This is a genomic window from Tomitella biformata AHU 1821 (assembly GCF_000524475.1).
GTDB lineage: Bacteria > Actinomycetota > Actinomycetes > Mycobacteriales > Mycobacteriaceae > Tomitella > Tomitella biformata.
The window spans coordinates 25,413-41,776 of record NZ_BAVQ01000002.1; the positions used below are offsets into that span (position 1 = coordinate 25,413).

At 70.3% G+C, this 16,364-nt stretch carries 20 protein-coding genes and 1 pseudogene; 8 read left to right on the top strand and 13 right to left on the bottom strand.

Going from position 1 to position 16,364, the window contains the following annotated elements:
* Positions 1-30 precede the first annotated feature (30 nt).
* From TBIF_RS25190 to TBIF_RS00310, 4 genes are all read right to left on the bottom strand, one after another.
* Entirely contained in the window at positions 31-543 is a 513-nt protein-coding gene (locus TBIF_RS25190; protein ID WP_024792890.1) for a hypothetical protein, read from the bottom strand.
* A gap of 73 nt (positions 544-616) precedes the next feature.
* On the bottom strand, positions 617-808 hold the full coding sequence (locus TBIF_RS00300) for a hypothetical protein (RefSeq protein WP_024792891.1): 192 nt from the start codon (positions 806-808) through the stop codon (positions 617-619).
* 21 nt (positions 809-829) lie between these two features.
* Positions 830-1,594, bottom strand: a complete 765-nt coding sequence (locus TBIF_RS00305; protein WP_024792892.1) for an ABC transporter permease — start codon at positions 1,592-1,594, stop codon at positions 830-832.
* Complete coding sequence (locus TBIF_RS00310; protein ID WP_024792893.1) at positions 1,591-2,547, bottom strand: ATP-binding cassette domain-containing protein; 957 nt, start codon at positions 2,545-2,547, stop codon at positions 1,591-1,593. The genes TBIF_RS00305 and TBIF_RS00310 overlap by 4 nt, the downstream gene beginning before the upstream one ends.
* Before the next feature lie 84 nt (positions 2,548-2,631).
* On the opposite strand from TBIF_RS00310, the gene TBIF_RS00315 reads away from it, so the two are divergent.
* Positions 2,632-3,363 (top strand): TetR/AcrR family transcriptional regulator C-terminal domain-containing protein, encoded by a 732-nt coding sequence (locus TBIF_RS00315; RefSeq protein WP_024792894.1) that lies wholly within the window; start codon positions 2,632-2,634, stop codon positions 3,361-3,363.
* 9 nt (positions 3,364-3,372) lie between these two features.
* Here the strand turns inward: TBIF_RS00315 and TBIF_RS00320 are convergent, their stop codons facing one another.
* Positions 3,373-4,191 (bottom strand): amidohydrolase family protein, encoded by an 819-nt coding sequence (locus TBIF_RS00320; RefSeq protein WP_024792895.1) that lies wholly within the window; start codon positions 4,189-4,191, stop codon positions 3,373-3,375.
* Positions 4,192-4,308: 117 nt separating this feature from the next.
* Between TBIF_RS00320 and TBIF_RS25195 the strand changes: the two are divergent.
* A pseudogene (locus TBIF_RS25195) lies at positions 4,309-4,419 on the top strand (DNA-binding response regulator); the annotation flags it as partial.
* 84 nt (positions 4,420-4,503) lie between these two features.
* On the opposite strand, the gene TBIF_RS22485 reads toward TBIF_RS25195, so the two are convergent.
* The 3 genes from TBIF_RS22485 to TBIF_RS26400 form a co-directional block, all read right to left on the bottom strand.
* Positions 4,504-4,863, bottom strand: coding sequence for a helix-turn-helix domain-containing protein (locus TBIF_RS22485; protein ID WP_024792897.1), 360 nt, complete (start codon positions 4,861-4,863; stop codon positions 4,504-4,506).
* A gap of 122 nt (positions 4,864-4,985) precedes the next feature.
* Complete coding sequence (locus tag TBIF_RS00335) at positions 4,986-5,417, bottom strand: DUF7373 family lipoprotein (RefSeq protein ID WP_439654205.1); 432 nt, start codon at positions 5,415-5,417, stop codon at positions 4,986-4,988.
* 9 nt (positions 5,418-5,426) lie between these two features.
* Positions 5,427-5,558 (bottom strand): hypothetical protein, encoded by a 132-nt coding sequence (locus tag TBIF_RS26400; protein WP_268746886.1) that lies wholly within the window; start codon positions 5,556-5,558, stop codon positions 5,427-5,429.
* Between the two features lie 117 nt (positions 5,559-5,675).
* Between TBIF_RS26400 and TBIF_RS00345 the strand changes: the two genes are divergently transcribed.
* Positions 5,676-6,434, top strand: coding sequence for a DUF427 domain-containing protein (locus tag TBIF_RS00345; protein WP_038169237.1), 759 nt, complete (start codon positions 5,676-5,678; stop codon positions 6,432-6,434).
* On the top strand, positions 6,431-6,703 hold the full coding sequence (locus TBIF_RS00350) for a hypothetical protein (protein WP_024792900.1): 273 nt from the start codon (positions 6,431-6,433) through the stop codon (positions 6,701-6,703). The genes TBIF_RS00345 and TBIF_RS00350 overlap by 4 nt, the downstream gene beginning before the upstream one ends.
* Here TBIF_RS00350 and TBIF_RS00355 read toward each other — a convergent pair.
* Complete coding sequence (locus TBIF_RS00355) at positions 6,700-7,398, bottom strand: sulfite exporter TauE/SafE family protein (RefSeq protein WP_207165458.1); 699 nt, start codon at positions 7,396-7,398, stop codon at positions 6,700-6,702. The genes TBIF_RS00350 and TBIF_RS00355 overlap by 4 nt on opposite strands.
* 132 nt (positions 7,399-7,530) lie before the next feature.
* On the opposite strand from TBIF_RS00355, the gene TBIF_RS00360 reads away from it, so the two are divergent.
* On the top strand, positions 7,531-8,583 hold the full coding sequence (locus tag TBIF_RS00360) for a pirin family protein (RefSeq protein ID WP_024792902.1): 1,053 nt from the start codon (positions 7,531-7,533) through the stop codon (positions 8,581-8,583).
* Here TBIF_RS00360 and TBIF_RS00365 read toward each other — a convergent pair.
* From TBIF_RS00365 to TBIF_RS00375, 3 genes are all read right to left on the bottom strand, one after another.
* Positions 8,580-9,698: an NDMA-dependent alcohol dehydrogenase gene (locus TBIF_RS00365; protein WP_024792903.1), complete on the bottom strand. Its 1,119-nt coding sequence runs from the start codon at positions 9,696-9,698 to the stop codon at positions 8,580-8,582. The genes TBIF_RS00360 and TBIF_RS00365 overlap by 4 nt on opposite strands.
* A gap of 37 nt (positions 9,699-9,735) precedes the next feature.
* The gene (locus tag TBIF_RS00370) at positions 9,736-11,166 is read right to left on the bottom strand and encodes an aldehyde dehydrogenase family protein (protein ID WP_024792904.1); all 1,431 of its coding nucleotides are present in this window, start codon (positions 11,164-11,166) and stop codon (positions 9,736-9,738) included.
* 91 nt (positions 11,167-11,257) lie between these two features.
* A complete protein-coding gene (locus TBIF_RS00375) occupies positions 11,258-12,208 on the bottom strand; it encodes a TauD/TfdA family dioxygenase (RefSeq protein WP_024792905.1) in 951 nt (316 codons plus the stop codon).
* Positions 12,209-12,352: 144 nt separating this feature from the next.
* Here TBIF_RS00375 and TBIF_RS00380 point away from each other — a divergent pair, with 144 nt between their 5' ends.
* Both TBIF_RS00380 and TBIF_RS00385 read left to right on the top strand, forming a co-directional pair.
* Positions 12,353-13,777, top strand: a complete 1,425-nt coding sequence (locus TBIF_RS00380; RefSeq protein ID WP_024792906.1) for an MFS transporter — start codon at positions 12,353-12,355, stop codon at positions 13,775-13,777.
* Between the two features lie 75 nt (positions 13,778-13,852).
* Entirely contained in the window at positions 13,853-14,602 is a 750-nt protein-coding gene (locus TBIF_RS00385; protein WP_024792907.1) for an enoyl-CoA hydratase-related protein, read from the top strand.
* 141 nt (positions 14,603-14,743) lie between these two features.
* Here TBIF_RS00385 and TBIF_RS00390 read toward each other — a convergent pair whose 3' ends face one another.
* A complete protein-coding gene (locus TBIF_RS00390; RefSeq protein WP_024792908.1) occupies positions 14,744-15,250 on the bottom strand; it encodes a DinB family protein in 507 nt (168 codons plus the stop codon).
* 48 nt (positions 15,251-15,298) lie between these two features.
* Here TBIF_RS00390 and TBIF_RS00395 point away from each other — a divergent pair, with 48 nt between their 5' ends.
* Positions 15,299-16,363 carry an isocitrate/isopropylmalate dehydrogenase family protein gene (locus TBIF_RS00395; protein ID WP_024792909.1) on the top strand — a complete coding sequence of 355 codons (1,065 nt, stop codon included), beginning with the start codon at positions 15,299-15,301 and terminating at the stop codon, positions 16,361-16,363.
* Position 16,364: the final 1 nt, after the last annotated feature.

The following is a 16,364-nucleotide window of genomic DNA, read 5'->3' on the forward strand; positions in this document are numbered from 1 at the left end:
AGGCCGTGAATGCGGCCGGTGGATTAAAGGTCAGGCCCAGAACGCCCAGTAGCCCGCGATCAGCGCGTCCGAGGGTGGCGGCGATCCATACATGTTGTGGTGCGTGACGGTGGCCACGATCGGACCTGTGCCCGTCTCAGCTGCGGCCGAGGTCGGCAGCGTCGACGGATACGTCACGCCGGTCGTGTCAGGGTTGCCCTGCCAATACCGCAGATCCACGTGGCCGCTGGCCCCGGTCGCCAGGTTCTGCCAATGGATGGCGATGAACCGATAGTTGTAGAGGAAGTAATACGGCTTGAGATCGGGGACCGCGAACGTCGTCACCCCAGGCGTCTCCCCTGTCACCGCGACCGGAGAAATCAATTGAAACATCCCGGAGGGCGTGGACGTCGGGCCGAAGTCCGGTCCCGAGACCACCGGACTCTGGAAGATCGTGATCGGCCCTGCCTGGGCCACGGCCGCCGTCCCCACGGTGCTGGCGCCCACTGCGAGCGCTATCCCCAGCACCGCCGCCCCCACTGCTGATCGGATTGTCCTGCGCATCTGAGCCACCTCCGAGATGTACGTGACCCATGACACTAACAATTCCGGCGGGAATGTGCGGCGCGAGCAGGTCCTAGCTCGGGACGCCCACCACATCCGGCTCGCCCGAGCTGGCCGGGATGCCGCGGTCCCGGACGGCGCTGCTCTCGATATCGAAGTTGAGCACTGCCTTGTCGAGCCACTTCGGCAGCCCCCACGCGCGGTCGCCCAGCAGCGAGATCGCCGCGGGCACCACGGTCATCCGGATGATGCCCACGACCACCACGAGGCGGCTGTTCTCCCACCGTCAGCCCGTGGTGCGGCGCCGGAAAAGCCAGGCCGCGACCAGGTAGGAGACCAGGCCGATGCCGGCGCACCAGCCGAGCGCCCACCAGGCCTGGCCGCCGATCTCGGTGCCCATCCACAGGCCGCGGATCGTCTCGATCACCGGGGTGACGGGCTGGTGTTGGGCGAACCCGCGCAGCACCGTCGGCAGCGAGTCCGTGGGGACGAAGGCGCTGCTGACATAGGGGATGAACATGAGCACAAACGTGAAGGCGTTGGCGGCCTCCGCGGACTTGGCCACCAGTCCCGCCGCGGCCGCCAGCCAGGAGATCGCGGTGATGAACAGCGTGATCATCCCGGCCGCGGCCAGCCATTCAAGGGGCGTGGCCGTCGGCCGCCAGCCGACGGCGAACCCCACCCCGATGACGATCGCCGTGGCGACGAGGTTGCGGGCCACGCTCGCCGTGACGTGCCCGGTGAGGACGGCGGAGCTGCCGATGGGCATCGAGCGGAACCGGTCGACGATGCCGTTCTCCATGTCGTTCGCGACCGCGATCGCGGTGCTGCCCGCGCCGAAGCCCGCGCACAGCAGCACGATCCCCGGCACCACGTAGTCGACGTAGTCGGTGCCGGTCTGCATGACGCCGCCGAAGACGTAGACGAACATGAGCATCAGGACCACGGGCAGCATGATCGCCGTCAGCATGGTCTCGATATTGCGCGTGCTGTGCCGGAGGCTCCGGCCGATCATCACTCCCGCGTCCGACGCGGCGTAGGCGAGGCTCATGCGACTGACTCCATCTTCTGGTTGTGGCTGGCGCCGGTGAGGGCGAGGAACACGTCGTCGAGGCTCGGGCGGTGCAATGAGATCGATGCCGCCGCCGCGCCTGCTGCGGACAGGTCCGCGAGCAGGACCCGGACGCGCTCCGCTGTCCCGTCGGTGGCGACCTCGAGGGTCCGGCGGGACTCGTCCGGCGCACCCGAGACCCGGGCCCCGAGGACGCGGCGGGCCCGCTCGAACGTGGCGCTGGCGTCGAACTCCAGCCGGACGATCTCCCCGGCCAGGCTCGACTTGAGCTCGTCCGCGGTGCCCTCCACGACGATGCGGCCGCCGTCGAGCATCGCGATGCGATCGGCCAGCCGGTCTGCCTCCTCGAGGTACTGGGTGGTGAGGAAGACGGTCGTGCCGGCGGCGACGAGTCCGCGCGCGGTTGCCCAGACCTGCTCGCGGCTGCGGGGGTCGAGACCCGTCGTCGGCTCGTCGAGGAAGACCAGCGTCGGGCGGTTGACCAGGCTCACGGCCAGGTCCAGGCGCCGCCGCAGGCCGCCGGAGAAGGCCTTCACCCGTCGGCCGGCGTGCTCGGCCAGGTCGAACTCGACCAGCAGCTCCGCGGCCCGCGCCCGCGCCTTGGCCCGCGGGTACCGGTGCAGCCGCGCCATCATCACGAGGTTCTCCTCCGCCGTGAGGAGCTCGTCGACGGCGGCGTACTGGCCGGTGAGGCTGATCGAGCGGCGCACGCCGACGGGGTCCGCCAGCAGCTCGTGTCCGGCGACGGTCGCCTGTCCCGCGTCCGGCCGCGCCAGCGTGGCCAGGATGTTGACCATCGTGGTCTTCCCCGCCCCGTTCGGCCCCAGCAGCGCGAAGATGGTCCCCGTCTCCACCGTTAGGTCGACACCATCGAGGACAACACGGTCCCCATAGGCCTTGCGTATCCCCGTAGCCCTAATTGCGTATGTCATACACATCAAAGTATATGGCATACACTGATTTGCCAAGGGGTAATTTTGGAGAGATTTCCGAACAGCGAGAGAGAGGCGATCGGCATGACCGACCACGAGGTGGCCGCCCTCCCGCCCGGGCTGGACCTGCTGTGGGGCCGGCGCGAACGCGGCAGGCAGGGCCGCAAGGCGGACCTGAGCCTGGACGCGATCATCGCGGCCGCCATCGCCGTCGCCGACGCCGAGGGCCTGGCCGCAGTCTCCATGGCGCGCGTTGCCAAGGATCTCGGGTTCTCCACGATGTCGCTATACCGACACGTGCAGAACAAAGACGAGTTGCTCCAGCTGATGTGGAACGCCAGCGCGATCGACGCGCCCGTTATCACTGGCGACGATTGGCGCGCGAGGCTCCGGAGCTGGGCCGTCGGGCAGTGGAACATGCTCAAGGTCCGCCGATGGGTCCTCGAGATGCCCATGATCGCGCCGCCGGCCGGGCCAAACTCGCTGGCCTGGGTCGAACAGGCGATGCAGGCGCTGGCGGACACCCCGCTCTCGGAAGCCGAGAAGCTCGGCTGCGTCGGGCTGCTGAGCTCGTTCACCCTCGGCGAGGCACGGATGTCCCACGAGGAGACGAAGGCCGCCGGGACGGCGAAGCCGATGGACTACGGCGCGGTGCTGCGCGCCGTAGCGGACGAGCGCGGGTACCCGGCGCTGCACCATGCGGCGTGGTCGGGCGAGCTCGAAGGCGCTGGCGACACCGACCCTGACGCCGGCTTCCAATTCGGACTCGAGCGGATCCTCGACGGTGTCGAGGCGCTCGTCCGCCGGGCAGGCTGAGCCAGCTCCTCAGCCGTCGAGCCTGAACACCCGCGCCGCGTTGCCTCGCAGGAATAGGGTCTGCGCCTCCTGGTCCAGCCCCAACTCCGCGATCCGCTCGAGGCATCGCGCGGGCGAGATCATCGGCCAGTTGGAGCCGAACAGCACCCGGGTCCGCCCGCGACCACGCAGGTATTCCACGAGCGGCCGCGGCAGCCTGTGGACCGCGTACGCCGACGTGTCGATGTGAAAATTGGGGTACTTGGTGGCAAGCGAGATGACCTCGTCGATCCACGGGTAGCCGACGTGCCCGCCGATAACGACCAGTTCGGGGAACTCGAGCAGCACCGTGTCCAAGTACGGGATGGGCCGGCCGGGCTCCGAGGGGCACAGCGGCCCGGTGTGGCCGACCTGCGTGCAGAACGGGATCCCGAGCTCCACGCACGCGGCGTAGAGCGGGTAGTAGCGGCGATCGTCCGGCGGCAGGTTCCACAGCCAGGGCACGATCCGCAGGGCGACCGCCCCCAACTCGGTGACGGCCCGCCGCAGCTCGGCGACCGCCGCGACGGGATAGCGCAGGTCCGCGGCCGCGACCATGGCGAATCGATCCGGGTGCGCCGTGACGGCGGCCGCCACCTCGTCGTTGCTGATCAGCATGCCGTACGGCCCGGACCACGCGCACAGCAGTGAGCGCTCGACCCCGGCCTCGTCCATGGCCCGGAGGGTGGCGGACAGCGGCAGCGGCCCCAGGTCCTCCTGGCCGGTCCAACGCAGGATCGAGCCCAGCCATGGTTGGGACATGAATAGCTCGTTGGGGTGCTGGGACCACGCGTCGATGATGGTGTCCATAACCCACGCTAAATCCCGCCGCCCGCGATGTCACCCCATGGTGGGGTTGGCGCCACCGCCGCCTGCGGCCATGACCCACACTACGAGCGTGACCGCGGGCCTGCTGACGGTCACGCTCGGGCCATCGACAAGCACATCGGGAACATCTTCGCCAAGCTGGACCTGCCGCCCTCGGACGCGCACCACCGGCGGGTCCTCGCCGTGCTGGCGCGGCTGCAGGAGCCCTGAGCAAAGCCGCTCTCAGCACCGCGGACGGTTCGGCGCCGGCCCACCCGGAGTCGGCAGCTCCAGGACCCGCGAGTGCTCGAGCCGTCAGGCCAGGAAGGCCATCCCGAGCCGGGCCTTGCCGTACCCGTCGATGGGGTCGAAGCCGACCGCCCCGGCCAACGTCTCGACCCGCGTTTGCATCGTGGAATGGTGGACCCCGAGGCTGCGGGCCGCCTGGCGGAGGGTGCTCGAGTCGAGCAGCGCGCCGACGGTGGCGGCCGCCCCGCGCTGGCCCATCGCCGCGCCCGGCCGGATCGCGTCGGGGTTCGCCGCTCCCAGCGGGGACTCCGCGAGGACCCGGATAAGGCCGCCGTGGACGTCCGCGTTTACGCTCTGCTGCTCGGGCAGCTCGCAGAGGCGGACCGCGACCAGCGCGGTGCGCATCACATCGCCGGGCCAGCTCACGCGCTCGGACCAGTCCGCCCCGACGCCAGGAGGCCAAGGCGCCCGGCAGCCTCCTGGCGGGCGCCGAGTTCGGACCCTCAGCTAAGACTGTCGATGTGGACGCTACGGCATGGGCCGCGCCGTCAGCGTGCCGAAAGCGCCCGGTACGGGACCATGGGCTCGCCGTACTCGACCGGCCTGAGGCTGTCGTCCGACATGTCCTTCGCGGCCCGCTTGGCGGCCTCGGCATCGGGGAATCGGTAGACGGCGTGCACGACGCTGTTCTCGGAGTCCCGGTCCTCATAGGTTCGGGAGGTGGAGAAGCCCATGAGCATGCCCTCCCGCTCCGCGATCGCGGGCGCGTCGCCCGAGAGCAGGATCGACAGGGCGGACGGGCCCTTCAGCACCTGCGTCGACATCGACACCGATCGGGTCATGAGCGGGTCCAGCTCGGTGGGCAGCACGATGTACTCGGCCATCCGCTGGCCCTCCACGTAGCGGCCCGCCGCCGCGCTCGAGACCGTCGAGAACTCCGGCTGCGGCGTCGTCAGGAACGATCCGGTGTCCAGGTTCAGCTCCCCGGTCTACTTCGCGACCGCCGTGTCCGACGCGCCCGCCACGCTCGCGCCGCCCTCGGTGCTGGAGCTGCAACTGGTGATCAGCAGCATCCCTGCCGCCGCGGCGGCCACCATCGGGGCCAGCATTCGAGTGCGCATGGAAATCCGTCTCTCGGGTCTGGCCGGGTGCTCGTCGAAGATCAGATGCGGCGATGACGATAAATGTTCCCATCCCACGTCGCGCTTCCCAACGGGGAAGATCTCAATGGGGGGACAATGGCCACCAGAGCGTCGAACGAGGTGGACATCATGCGAGTAGAGCCGAGCGATCGCTGGGTGCGGGGATTTGTGGGCGAGACGGCCGTGGTCGACAGCCACACCCCGCTGTTGTTCTGGGAGGAGTCCTTCCCGGTGCCCTCGTACGCCTTCGCCCGCGTGGACGTGCGCACCGACCTGCTCGGACCCGGCTCGCCGCCAGCGGAGCGGCACCCCTTCTTCGGGCCGCGGGGCCCGGTAGGCCAATGGTTCGACCTGCACCTGGACGGCCACACCCGCCAGCGCGCCGCGTGGGTGCGCGCCGACCCGGCGCTGGCCGGCCGCATCGTGTTCTCGTGGCAGCCGGGCGTGCTCGACCGCTGGCTCGAGGAGGACGAGAAGGTCTCCGGCCACCCCCGCGACCCGCACAAGCGGGTCGACGCGCTGCCCAGCTCCCGGCACGTCCGCATCGCGCGCGGCGGCGACGTGCTCGCCGAGTCCTCGCGTCCGGTGCTGCTGTTCGAGACGGGCCTGCCCACCCGCTATTACCTGCCGCGGGAGGACGTCGACCTGGGCAAGCTCACCGCCCGGCGCCGGCGCACCCACTGCCCGTACAAGGGCGACGCGGAGGAGTACTGGGACACGCCGGGCGCGGAGTCCGTCGCCTGGTCCTACCCGCGCCCCTTCCCGGCGGTCGGCGCGATCGCCGGCCGCATCGCGTTCTACAACGGGCTCGTCGACATCACCGTCGACGGCAAACCCCTGGAGGCATCCCCATGAGAACCCATCAGCACGCATGCCGACGCCCGGAGTCCCAGATCGTCGGGCCCCAGATCGTCGGGCCGCGGCTCCTCGCACCGACCGCGATGGCCCCCGTCGCCATCGCCGCGTGTGCGATCGGCGCGGTCGCTATCGGCACTGTCGCGATCGGCCGACTAGTCATCGCAAACGCCGTGATCCGCAAGCTGAAGGCCGAGGAGATCGAGATCCGGTCACTGCGGGTCGAGCGGTTGGAGGTGGCGGGCCAGAGCTGGCCGCCGGCGCCCTAAGCAGTCACGATCGTGAGAATCCCCGCCGCCAGCACCAGCGCGATCACGCCCCACCGGAAGGTCCCGACGGACAGCCGCTGCGCGATCGCGATGCCGACACGGTTGCCGATCAACCCCACGACGAGACAGCCCACGAGCATGGGCCAGATCGCCGCCAGGCCCACGTCGGAGTAGATCCACAGCAGCGCCAGCGACAGCGTGTTGGTGATGACGAAGAAGCCTGCGAGGTCGGCGATAAAGCTCATCGGCGGGAGCTTGGCCCGGCCCAGCAACAGCACCACGGGCGGCCCGTTCAGCGAGGTGGTGGTGCCGAAATAGCCGCTGACGAATCCCGCCACGGACAGGGCCGGGCGCGACGGCGGCCGCGGGCCGCCGGACGGCTGAATCGCCAGCGCCAGCCCGCACAGCACCGTCAACGCCCCGACTGCGGGCTTGAGATAGGCGACGGGCAGCAGCGCCACAGTCAGCACCCCCAGCCAGGCGCCCGGCAGGCTCGCGCCGCCCAGCCACCCGACGCGGCGCCATTCGACATGTGCCCGCAACTGGATGACGGCCGCGATCCTCGTCGCCAGCCCCACCACCAGGTTGACGATCACGACGTCGGTCACGTCGATGCCGGCCAGCAACATCAGCGGAGTCGCGATCAGCGCGGTGCCGAAGCCTGTGGCGCCGCCGATGATCGATGCGAAACTCATGCAGAGTATTGCCAGCAGGAGGGTGGACACCCGCAGAGCTTATCGGCGCGGCCGACCGCTGGAATAGTTGCGGGAGCAAGTAGGTTATGCGGACTATCGCCCCTTGGCGGAACTACCAGGATGGAGCACCACATGGAGACATCGAACGAGCGTGGCCAGGTCTTCCGGCTCGGCCAGCCCTGGCAGGGCATTCCGCCCTTCCTGTTCGCGAACTGGCACGTGGACCATTACCCGGCCGGCAACGAGGACATGGCCCCGGCCGAGGGCTCCGGGGGCCGCGAACTGGGCGCAGACTTCGGGCACCCGTCCGGCTGGAGCATGTACCACGGCCAGACCGTGCCGGGCTTCCCCGCGCACCCGCACCGCGGCTTCGAGACCATCACCATCGTCGAGCGCGGCTACATCGACCATGCGGACTCCCTGGGCGCGGTCGCCCGCTTCGGTGCCGGCGACGTGCAGTGGCTGACGGCCGGGCGCGGCATCTCGCACTCGGAGATGTTCCCGCTACTCAACACCGATGAGGACAACCCCTCCGAGCTGTTCCAGATCTGGCTGAACCTGCCCGCCGCGTCGAAGCTGGTGGACCCCGAGTTCCGGATGTTGTGGGGCGAGGACATCCCGGTGGTGCGCTCCGTGGGGCCCAACGGCGGCGCGGCCAGCGTCAAGGTGATCGCCGGACGCTATGAGACCCGCCGGGACACCGGCGTCGGCATCGACCCCCTCGCCCCGCCCGTCGGCTCCTGGGCCGCGGACCCGGCCTCCGACGTCGCCGTCTGGCTGATCGAGCTGGAGCCGCACGCCGAGGTCGAGTTGCCCGCCCAGGCCGCAGACCGCGCCCAGCGGGTCCTCTACGTCTACGGCGAGGACTCCCACGCCACCATCGAGGGCCTCGAGGTGGCGGGCGGATTCGGCTTCGCCCAAAACGGGCGCGACACCACGCTCATCGAGACCGGCGAGTCCGGCGCGAAACTCCTGCTGCTGCAGGGCGTCCCGATCGACGAGCCCGTCGCCCAGCACGGCCCGTTCGTGATGAACACCCGCGAGGAGCTCGTCGAGTCCTTCGAGGAGTACCAGCGCACCCAGTTCGGCGGCTGGCCGTGGGACCGCGACGACGTGGTGCACCCCCGCGAGGAGGGCCGCTTCGCCCGGCACGTCGATGGCCGAGTGGAGCGGCCCAGCGTCTAGAACACGATGACGCCGCGCAGGTTCACCCCCGCGTGCATGTCCTCGAAGCCCTTGGCGACCTCGTCGAGCGTGTAGTTGCGCGTGACCAGGCCGTCGAGCTCGAGCTTGCCGGCGGTGTAGAGGTCGATCAGCCACGGGATGTCCGCGCTGGGGGCCGACGCGCCGAAAAGTGAGCCCTGCAAACGCTTTTGGTAGAGCGTCAGCTCCATCGGGCTGATGGGGATGCCGACGTCGGTCATCTTTCCGAGGCCGGTCACCACGCACACGCCGGCCTTGCGGATCGCGGAGAAGCCCTGCGCGATGTGCTCGCCGGTGGTGACGCCGACGGTGATGATGGCCGCGTCGGCACCCTGCCCGTTGGTCAGCGACCGGGCCACCTCGGCGGCCTCCGCCATGCTCGAGAACGCCTGCGTGGCACCGAACTTCAGCGCGCTCTCGCGCTTGAACGCCACCGGGTCGACGGCCAGGATGTGGGCGGCCCCGGCGTGCGCGGCACCCTGGACAGCGTTGATGCCGATGCCGCCGACACCCATCACAATCACCGTCTGGCCCGGGTACACCTGCGCCGAGTTCACGGCCGCGCCCCAGCCCGTGCCGACACCGCAGCCCAGCAGGCACAGCGTCTCCAGCGGCAGGGACTTGTCGAGGACCTTGACCGCGGAGTCGGTGCTGACGGTCGTGTACTCGCTGAATGTGGACAGCCCGCAGGTCTGCGCGACGGGCGCACCGTCCAGGCTCAACCGGAAGCTGGTCGGATCGTCCGGGCGGCTGCCAGCCATGATCGCGGCGCCCTTGTCACACAGGTTCTGCATCCCCTTCGCGCACCAGCGGCAGCGCCCACAGCCGGCGACGAAGGAGAACAGCACGTGGTCGCCCTCGGCGAATCCCGTTGTCTCCGGGCCGACTTCGACGACGACGCCCGCGCCCTCGTGTCCGCCGCAGATGGGGTAGACGCCCACAGCGTGGTCGCCCAGCGCGATGTGGTCGTCGGAGTGGCACAGGCCGGACGCCACCATCTTGACGGTGATCTCACCGCGCCGGGGCGCGTCGAGGTCGAGGTCCACAACCTCGTAGATGCCGGGGGTGCTGCGGATGATCGCGCCGCGGGTCTTCACAGAATGCTCCTTGGGTGAGTGCGGGAATCTAGACGGTTCACGGGGTGACCTGGGCGGCCATTTGGGCCTCGAAGCCGTCGTGGAACGGCGGCAGCATGCCCCACTCACGGCGCGGGTCGGCGGCGGCGGCCTCGAAGACCGCGCGGGTGTGGCTGAACTCCGCGAAGCCCTCGCGGCCGTTGTAGTGGCCCATGCCGGAGGCGCCGACGCCGCCGAACGGGGCGTCCTGCAGGCCGGGGTGCATCATGACCTCGTTGACGGTGACGCCGCCGGAGAGCGTGTGGTCCAACACGTGGGCCTGCTCGGCCGCATCGGTCCCGAAGTAGTACAGGGCGAGGGGGCGGGGGCTGGCGTTGATCTCGGCGATGACGTCGTCGAGCTCGTCGTACCCGAGCACGACCATGGCGGAGCCGAAGATCTCCTCGGCGCGGATGGCGGCGTCGGCGGGCGGGTCCACGACCAAGCGCAGCGGGCGACGTCGGCCGGTGGTGGGCGGCGGGCCGGTCGGCGCGGTCTCCACGCGGGCGCCGCGGGCGATCGCGTCGTCAATATAGCCGTCGACGCGGGCCACGTGCCTGTCGTTGACCACTGCGACGGCGTCGAGATTGCCCTCGGTAGTTGGCAGCAGCTCCGCATAGGCCTTTTGCACGGCCGCGATGAACGCCTCGAGCAGCTCACGTGGAACGAAGGCGGTATCCGGGCTGACACAGATCTGGCCGCCGTTGGTGGCCTTGCCGACGGCGATCCGGAAGGCCGCGGTCTCCAGGTCCGCGCTGCGCCCGATGATCGTCGGGGACTTGCCGCCCAGCTCGAGGGTGACCGGGACCAGGTTCTTCGCCGCGTTCGCCATCACCAGCTTGCCGACGGCGGTGCTGCCGGTGAACACGAGGTGGTCGAACGGCAGCGAGGTCAATGCGTCGGCGACGTCGGGGCCGCCGGTGACGATCGCGACCACCTCCGGGTCGAGCGAGGCCGTGACGATCTCGGCGAGCAGCGCGGCGGTGCGGGGCACCACCTCGGACGGCTTGAGCACCGCCCGGTTGCCTGCGGCGAGGACGCCCGCGAGGGGGCTCAGCAGCGTGAATAGCGGCGCGTTCCAGGTGCCGATGATGCCGACGGAGCCCTTCGGCTGGTACCGCACGTGGGCGCCGGCGCCGAGCTGGTCGTAGGGCGCGAACGCCGCGCGATCCTGCGGGGCCATCCAGGCGTCGAGGTTCTCGCGCGCGTCCTTGAGCGTGGTGATCGATCCGAGCACGTCGTTCATCAGCGAGTAGCCCCGCGGCCGCCCGCCGAAGTCGGCGTCGATCGCCGCCACCAGGTCCTCATGGTGTGCCACGAGCATGTCGATCACCGCCTGGATGCGCTGGCGGCGCTGCTCGGCCGTGGGCTGCCCCTCGGCCCTGAAGGCCGTGTGCTGGCGGTCGAGGAGATCGGCGATGCGCGTTTCCGCGGTGCTGTTCGGGTCCATCTGGTGGACGCTAGGAGGTGGCGTCGGTCACCCCCGGCGGAAGTCCTGCTGACCGGAATGCAGGACCGACTGGAATACCCTGGGGCTCAGGTCAGCTCATGCCGATCACGACGTCGCAACGCGGGATCACGCCCGGCCGCGGCATCAGCCGGCGCGCCCACTGCGGCATCGAGTGCACGGTGTGGAACCGGCGCAGCCAACCGTCCGAGCCGTCGTACCGAGGCGTGAACGCCGTCCGTCCGTGGGCCGCGGCGTGGTTGTCGATCAGCACCATGTCTCCGGGTGCCAGCACGATGGTCCGAGCGCTCTCCGCGATGATCCCGCGGAACTCCACGATGGCCTCGGTGGCGGCCCTGTCGAGCCCAATCGTGTTGCGCCCATTGAATCGAAGGTAGGCGCCAGCGCTGTGCCGGAACAGGACCGGGTGGGCCGTCGTCGCCCCGCGCCCCAGGCCGTCGCTCGAGGGACTGCCGCTCAGGAACCGCGGCTCCGACAGGGTCTGCGCCACCTGGTCCCCCAGCTTGCCGATCGCGTCGTGCACCGACGCGACGCGCATCGCCCCGACGCCGTCGCGGTCCCGCCGCAGGCAGTACAGGCCGAGGATGTCCGGACGCAGCGGATGGTGGACGTTCTCAGTGCGGAAGTCGACGGGTCCGCTCTCCCCACCGCGCGTCGGGTACACGTCGCGCAGGAGCGTCCCCTCCAGCTCGTCCTCGTAGCCGACAAGCGTGCCGCAGCTCCGTGCCACCGCCCGCAGCAGCCGGGAGGACGGGTGCTGGTCCGACATGCGGTAGCCAGCCTCCGTGGGGGTCGACGGCGTGTCCCGCCACTCGTGGGGCAGGCCGTGGATGATGAGATAGCCGGCGCTATTGCCGTGCTCGGCAAAGGATTTCGCGGAGAAGTGCACGATCGACGACGCGACCGCCGTGGCCGCCGCCGCCGACGACGACGTCGCTGCGTATTCCAGGTCCGAGCGGTCGCCCTCGGACAGGAACACCTCTGACTGAATGATCTTCCGTGGCCTTGACTTCACGTTGCCCATGCGCCCATCCTGACGTCCATCGAGGTCCCGCGGAACCGAAAAGGCGCTGGCCCGCCAAGATTTGTCCAACATTTCATCAGCGGTTGAGATGCCCGACGCGAGCGGTTCGCCGCGGCGGGCGGCGCACCTAGACTGAGCAGCGCCATGGACCACACCCCCGCCCCCGAGCCCACCCCCCACACGCCGGGCACCTGGTCCGAGCTCTTCGGCCCCCGGCACCGCGCGATCACGACCGTCCTCGCGGGCGGCGTCGCCGTCTACGCCACCAACATCTTCGTCACCACCAGCCTGCTGCCGAACGCCGTCGCGGACATCGGCGGCCAGCGGTACTACGCCTGGACCATGACGGTGTTCCTACTCGCCTCCGTCATCTCGTCGATGCTGGTCGGTCTCGCGCTGCGCACGCACGGCCCGCGGCGCAGCTACCTGGCCGGGTTCGGGGTCTTCGCCGTCGGGTCCGCCGCCGCGGCGCTCGCGCCCACGATGGAGCTGCTGCTCGTCGGGCGCGCCGTCCAGGGCCTCGGCGGCGGGCTGCTCACCGGCCTGGCGTTCGGGGTGCTGCGCTCGGCGCTGCCGGATCGGCTGTGGCCGCGGGCGATCGCCTTGATCTCCGCGATGTGGGCCGTCGGCAACATCCTGGGACCCATCCTGGGCGGGCTGTTCGCCCAACTCGGAATTTGGCGCGGCGCGTTCTGGCTGCTCGCGGCCGCCGCACTGGCCCTCTGTCTCATGTCCCAGCGTGCCCTCCCGCGCACGAGGCCCCACCGGGCCGGACGCGGCGGCCTCGGCGTGCCCTATCAGGGGCTGGTGCTGCTCACCGTCGTCGCCGGCGCCATCTCGGTGGCGAGCGTCGTCGCCGGGACCGGCCTGCGCGTGGGGCTGATCGCGGCCGCGGCCGTCGCGCTCGGGCTATTCATAGTGAGCGAGCGCCGCGTGCGCAACCCCGTCCTGCCCCGCTTCACCTACACGCGCACCTCGCCGCTGCCGTGGGTGTACCTCGGCATCCTCTTCCTCGCCATCGGCGGCACCGTCGAGATGTTCGTCCCGCTCTTCGGCCAGGAGCTGGGCGGGATGACGCCGCTCATGGCCGGGCTGCTCGGCGCCGCGTTGTCGTGGGGCTGGTCGGCCGCCTCGATCACCGCCACCTACGCCACCGCTCCCCGCACCATCGCGGCCATCAAGATCTCCGGCCCCGCGGTGCTGGCGGTGGGACTGCTGGCCTACGGGTTCCTGCAGCGCGTCGATCCCGGGCCGTGGGTCATCACCGGCTGGTTCGCGGCGCTGGTGGTCACCGGCGCGGGCATCGGCATGGCGTTCGCGCACCTGATCACGGCGGCGCTCTCGAGCACCGACGACGAGGACGACGCGGCCAAGGCGTCCGCCGGCGTGAATACCGTGCAGCTGATCGCCAACACCCTGGGCTCGGCGCTGGCGGGGCTGCTGGTCGCCGTCGGCGGTCCGGGGCTGGTGGGCTCGGCGCGGTATCTGACCGTCGGCTTCGCGGTGATCGCGGTGCTGGGCGTGCTGGTGGCGGTGCGGGGGACGCGAGGCCAGCGCGCGCCCCTGTGATGCGGGTCGCGCATGACTGGCTATCGTCCGTGGTTAGACAGCTCGCCGCCCCGGAGATCCACCGAGAGGACACCCATGCAGGTACGGCAAGAGGTACACGGCAAGGTCCTCGTCATCCACCTCGAGCGCCCGGACAAGCGCAACGCCATCAACGAGGCCATGGCCGCGGGCATCGACGCCGCGCTCAACCGGCTCGATGACGATCCGGACCTCTGGGTCGGCGTCCTGACCGGCACCCCGGCGGTGTTCTGCGCGGGCACCGACATCAAGGAAGGCTCCGGGCCGCTCACCGAGCGCGGCGGCGAGTACGGAATCATCCGGCGCACACGCGACACCCCGCTAATCGCCGCAGTGGAGGGGATGGCGCTCGGCGGCGGGTTCGAGATCGCCCTGGCGTGCGATCTGATCGTCGCGGCCCGCGACGCCACCTTCGGGCTGCCCGAATCTCTACGCGGGCTCGTCGCCACCTCCGGCGCGCTGTTCCGGGCCCCACGGGCGCTGCCGGTCAATGTGGCGCGGGAGCTGCTGATCACCGGCAACAGGCTCACCGCTGACCGGGCCTTCACGCTCGGCGTGGTCAACGAGGTGGCGGAGCCCGGCGACGCCCTGGCCGCCGCCCTCCGGATGGCCGAGCAGATCTGCCTGTCCTCGCCGGTCTCGGTGCGCGAGAGCCTCCGCGCGGTGCACGCGCTCACCGCCGACGACGACGTGGCGGGCTGGGAGATCACGGAGCGCGCCAAGCAGGTCATCCTGGCCTCGGCCGACAAGCGCGAGGGCATCGACGCGTTCTTCGAGAAGCGGCCGCCGCGCTGGACGGGACGCTAGTCGTCTCAGTCGCGGTCGGGGCTGGTGGACTCAACGCACCACCGACCCTGGGCGTCGAAGGCACTCCGGATTTGTTTCACGTGGAACAGCGGTGAAAGTCTCCAGAACGGCTGACCCCCGCGGCTTAAATCCCCCCGCAGCCTAAATCCCCGCAGCCCCGTCGATCCGCTCGCGGATGAGGTCGGCATGCCCGCAGTGCCGGGCGTACTCCGCGATCATATGGCTGAAGATCCACCGCAGCGAGACCTCCCCGCCGCCATAGGGACTCGTCGCCCCCAGGTCCCGGCCGGCGCTGTTCGCGCGGCTCGCCGCGACTTCGGCCCGCCACGTGGCCAGGGCCTCCCCGAAGCCGGCGCCGTCGGCCACGGTGAATCCGTCGTCGCGTCCGTTATCTGAAGTCGACGGGTAGATCGCGTCGACCCGCTCCCTCGCCAGGACCCGCCGGAACCAGTTCCGCTCCACCTCGGCCAGGTGCTGGACCAGTCCGAACAGGCTGAGCGGCGACGGCGCGCACGAGGCCGTGCGCAGCTGATCGTCTGTCAGCCCCTCACACTTCGACTCCAGCGTGGCGCGGTAGAAGTCGAGCCAGCCGTCGAGCGTCGCCCGCTCGTCGGCGGTCATCGGGGGCGGATTTCGCTGTACGGCCATGGCCGCCAGAGTACCAAGCACTACGGGTTCCTGGAGTACCGTCGGGCGATGGGACTGACTGATATTGAGCTCGGGGTGTTGGACGGTGACGGCATCGGCCCCGAGGTGGTTTCCGCCGCCGCTCAGGTCGCGGAGGCCGCCCTCGAGGCGCGCGGGATCGCCGTGCGGTGGCGGCGGTTGCCGATCGGGCACGCGGCCATCGCGGAGTGCGGAGACCCGCTGCCGGAGTCCACCCTGGAGGCTCTCGCCGGCCTCGACGGCTGGCTGCTCGGCCCGCACGACAACGTCTCCTACCCAACACAATTCGCGGGCCGGGTCGCGCCCGGCGGGCTGATCCGCAAGCGATTCGACCTGTTCGCGAACATTCGCCCCGCCCGCTCGCTGGGACCCGCGACGGACCGGGCACTGGACCTGGTGATCGTCCGCGAGAACACCGAGGGCTTCTACGCGGACCGCAATATGTTCGCCGGCTCCGGAGAGTTCATGCCCACCCCGGACGTCGCGATGGCCGTCGGCGTGTTCACCCGGCCGGCGATCGAGCGCATCGCGCATGAGGCGTTCCGGACAGCCCGCGACCGCGGCGGCCGCGTCACCATCGCGCACAAGGCCAATGTGCTCGCCATGACCACGGGGTTGTTCAAGCGGGTGTGCGAGGAGGTCGGCGCGCAATACCCGGACGTGCCCGTCGACGGCGAGCACATTGACGCGCTGGCCGCGCTGCTCGTGCGCCGCGGGCATACCTTCGATGTGATCGTCGCGGAGAACATGTTCGGCGACATCCTCTCCGACCTCGCGGGCGAGCTGGCCGGGTCCATCGGCGCGGCGCCGTCCCTCAACGCGTCAGGCACCCAGGCCATGGCGCAGGCCGTGCACGGGGCGGCCCCCGACATCGCCGGGCAGGGGCTGGCGAACCCCACCGCGATGATCTTGTCGACTGCACTGCTGCTGCGCTGGCTCGGCGAGCGGCGCGGGCCACCGGCGTTGACCCGCGCGGCCGACGACATCGATTCGGCCGTGCATGCCACACTCCAGAATGGAACGCGGACAAGGGACCTCGGCGGCGAGGCGTCCACCGAAAAATTCACACGGGCGGTGGTGGCCACGCTCAGGTGAG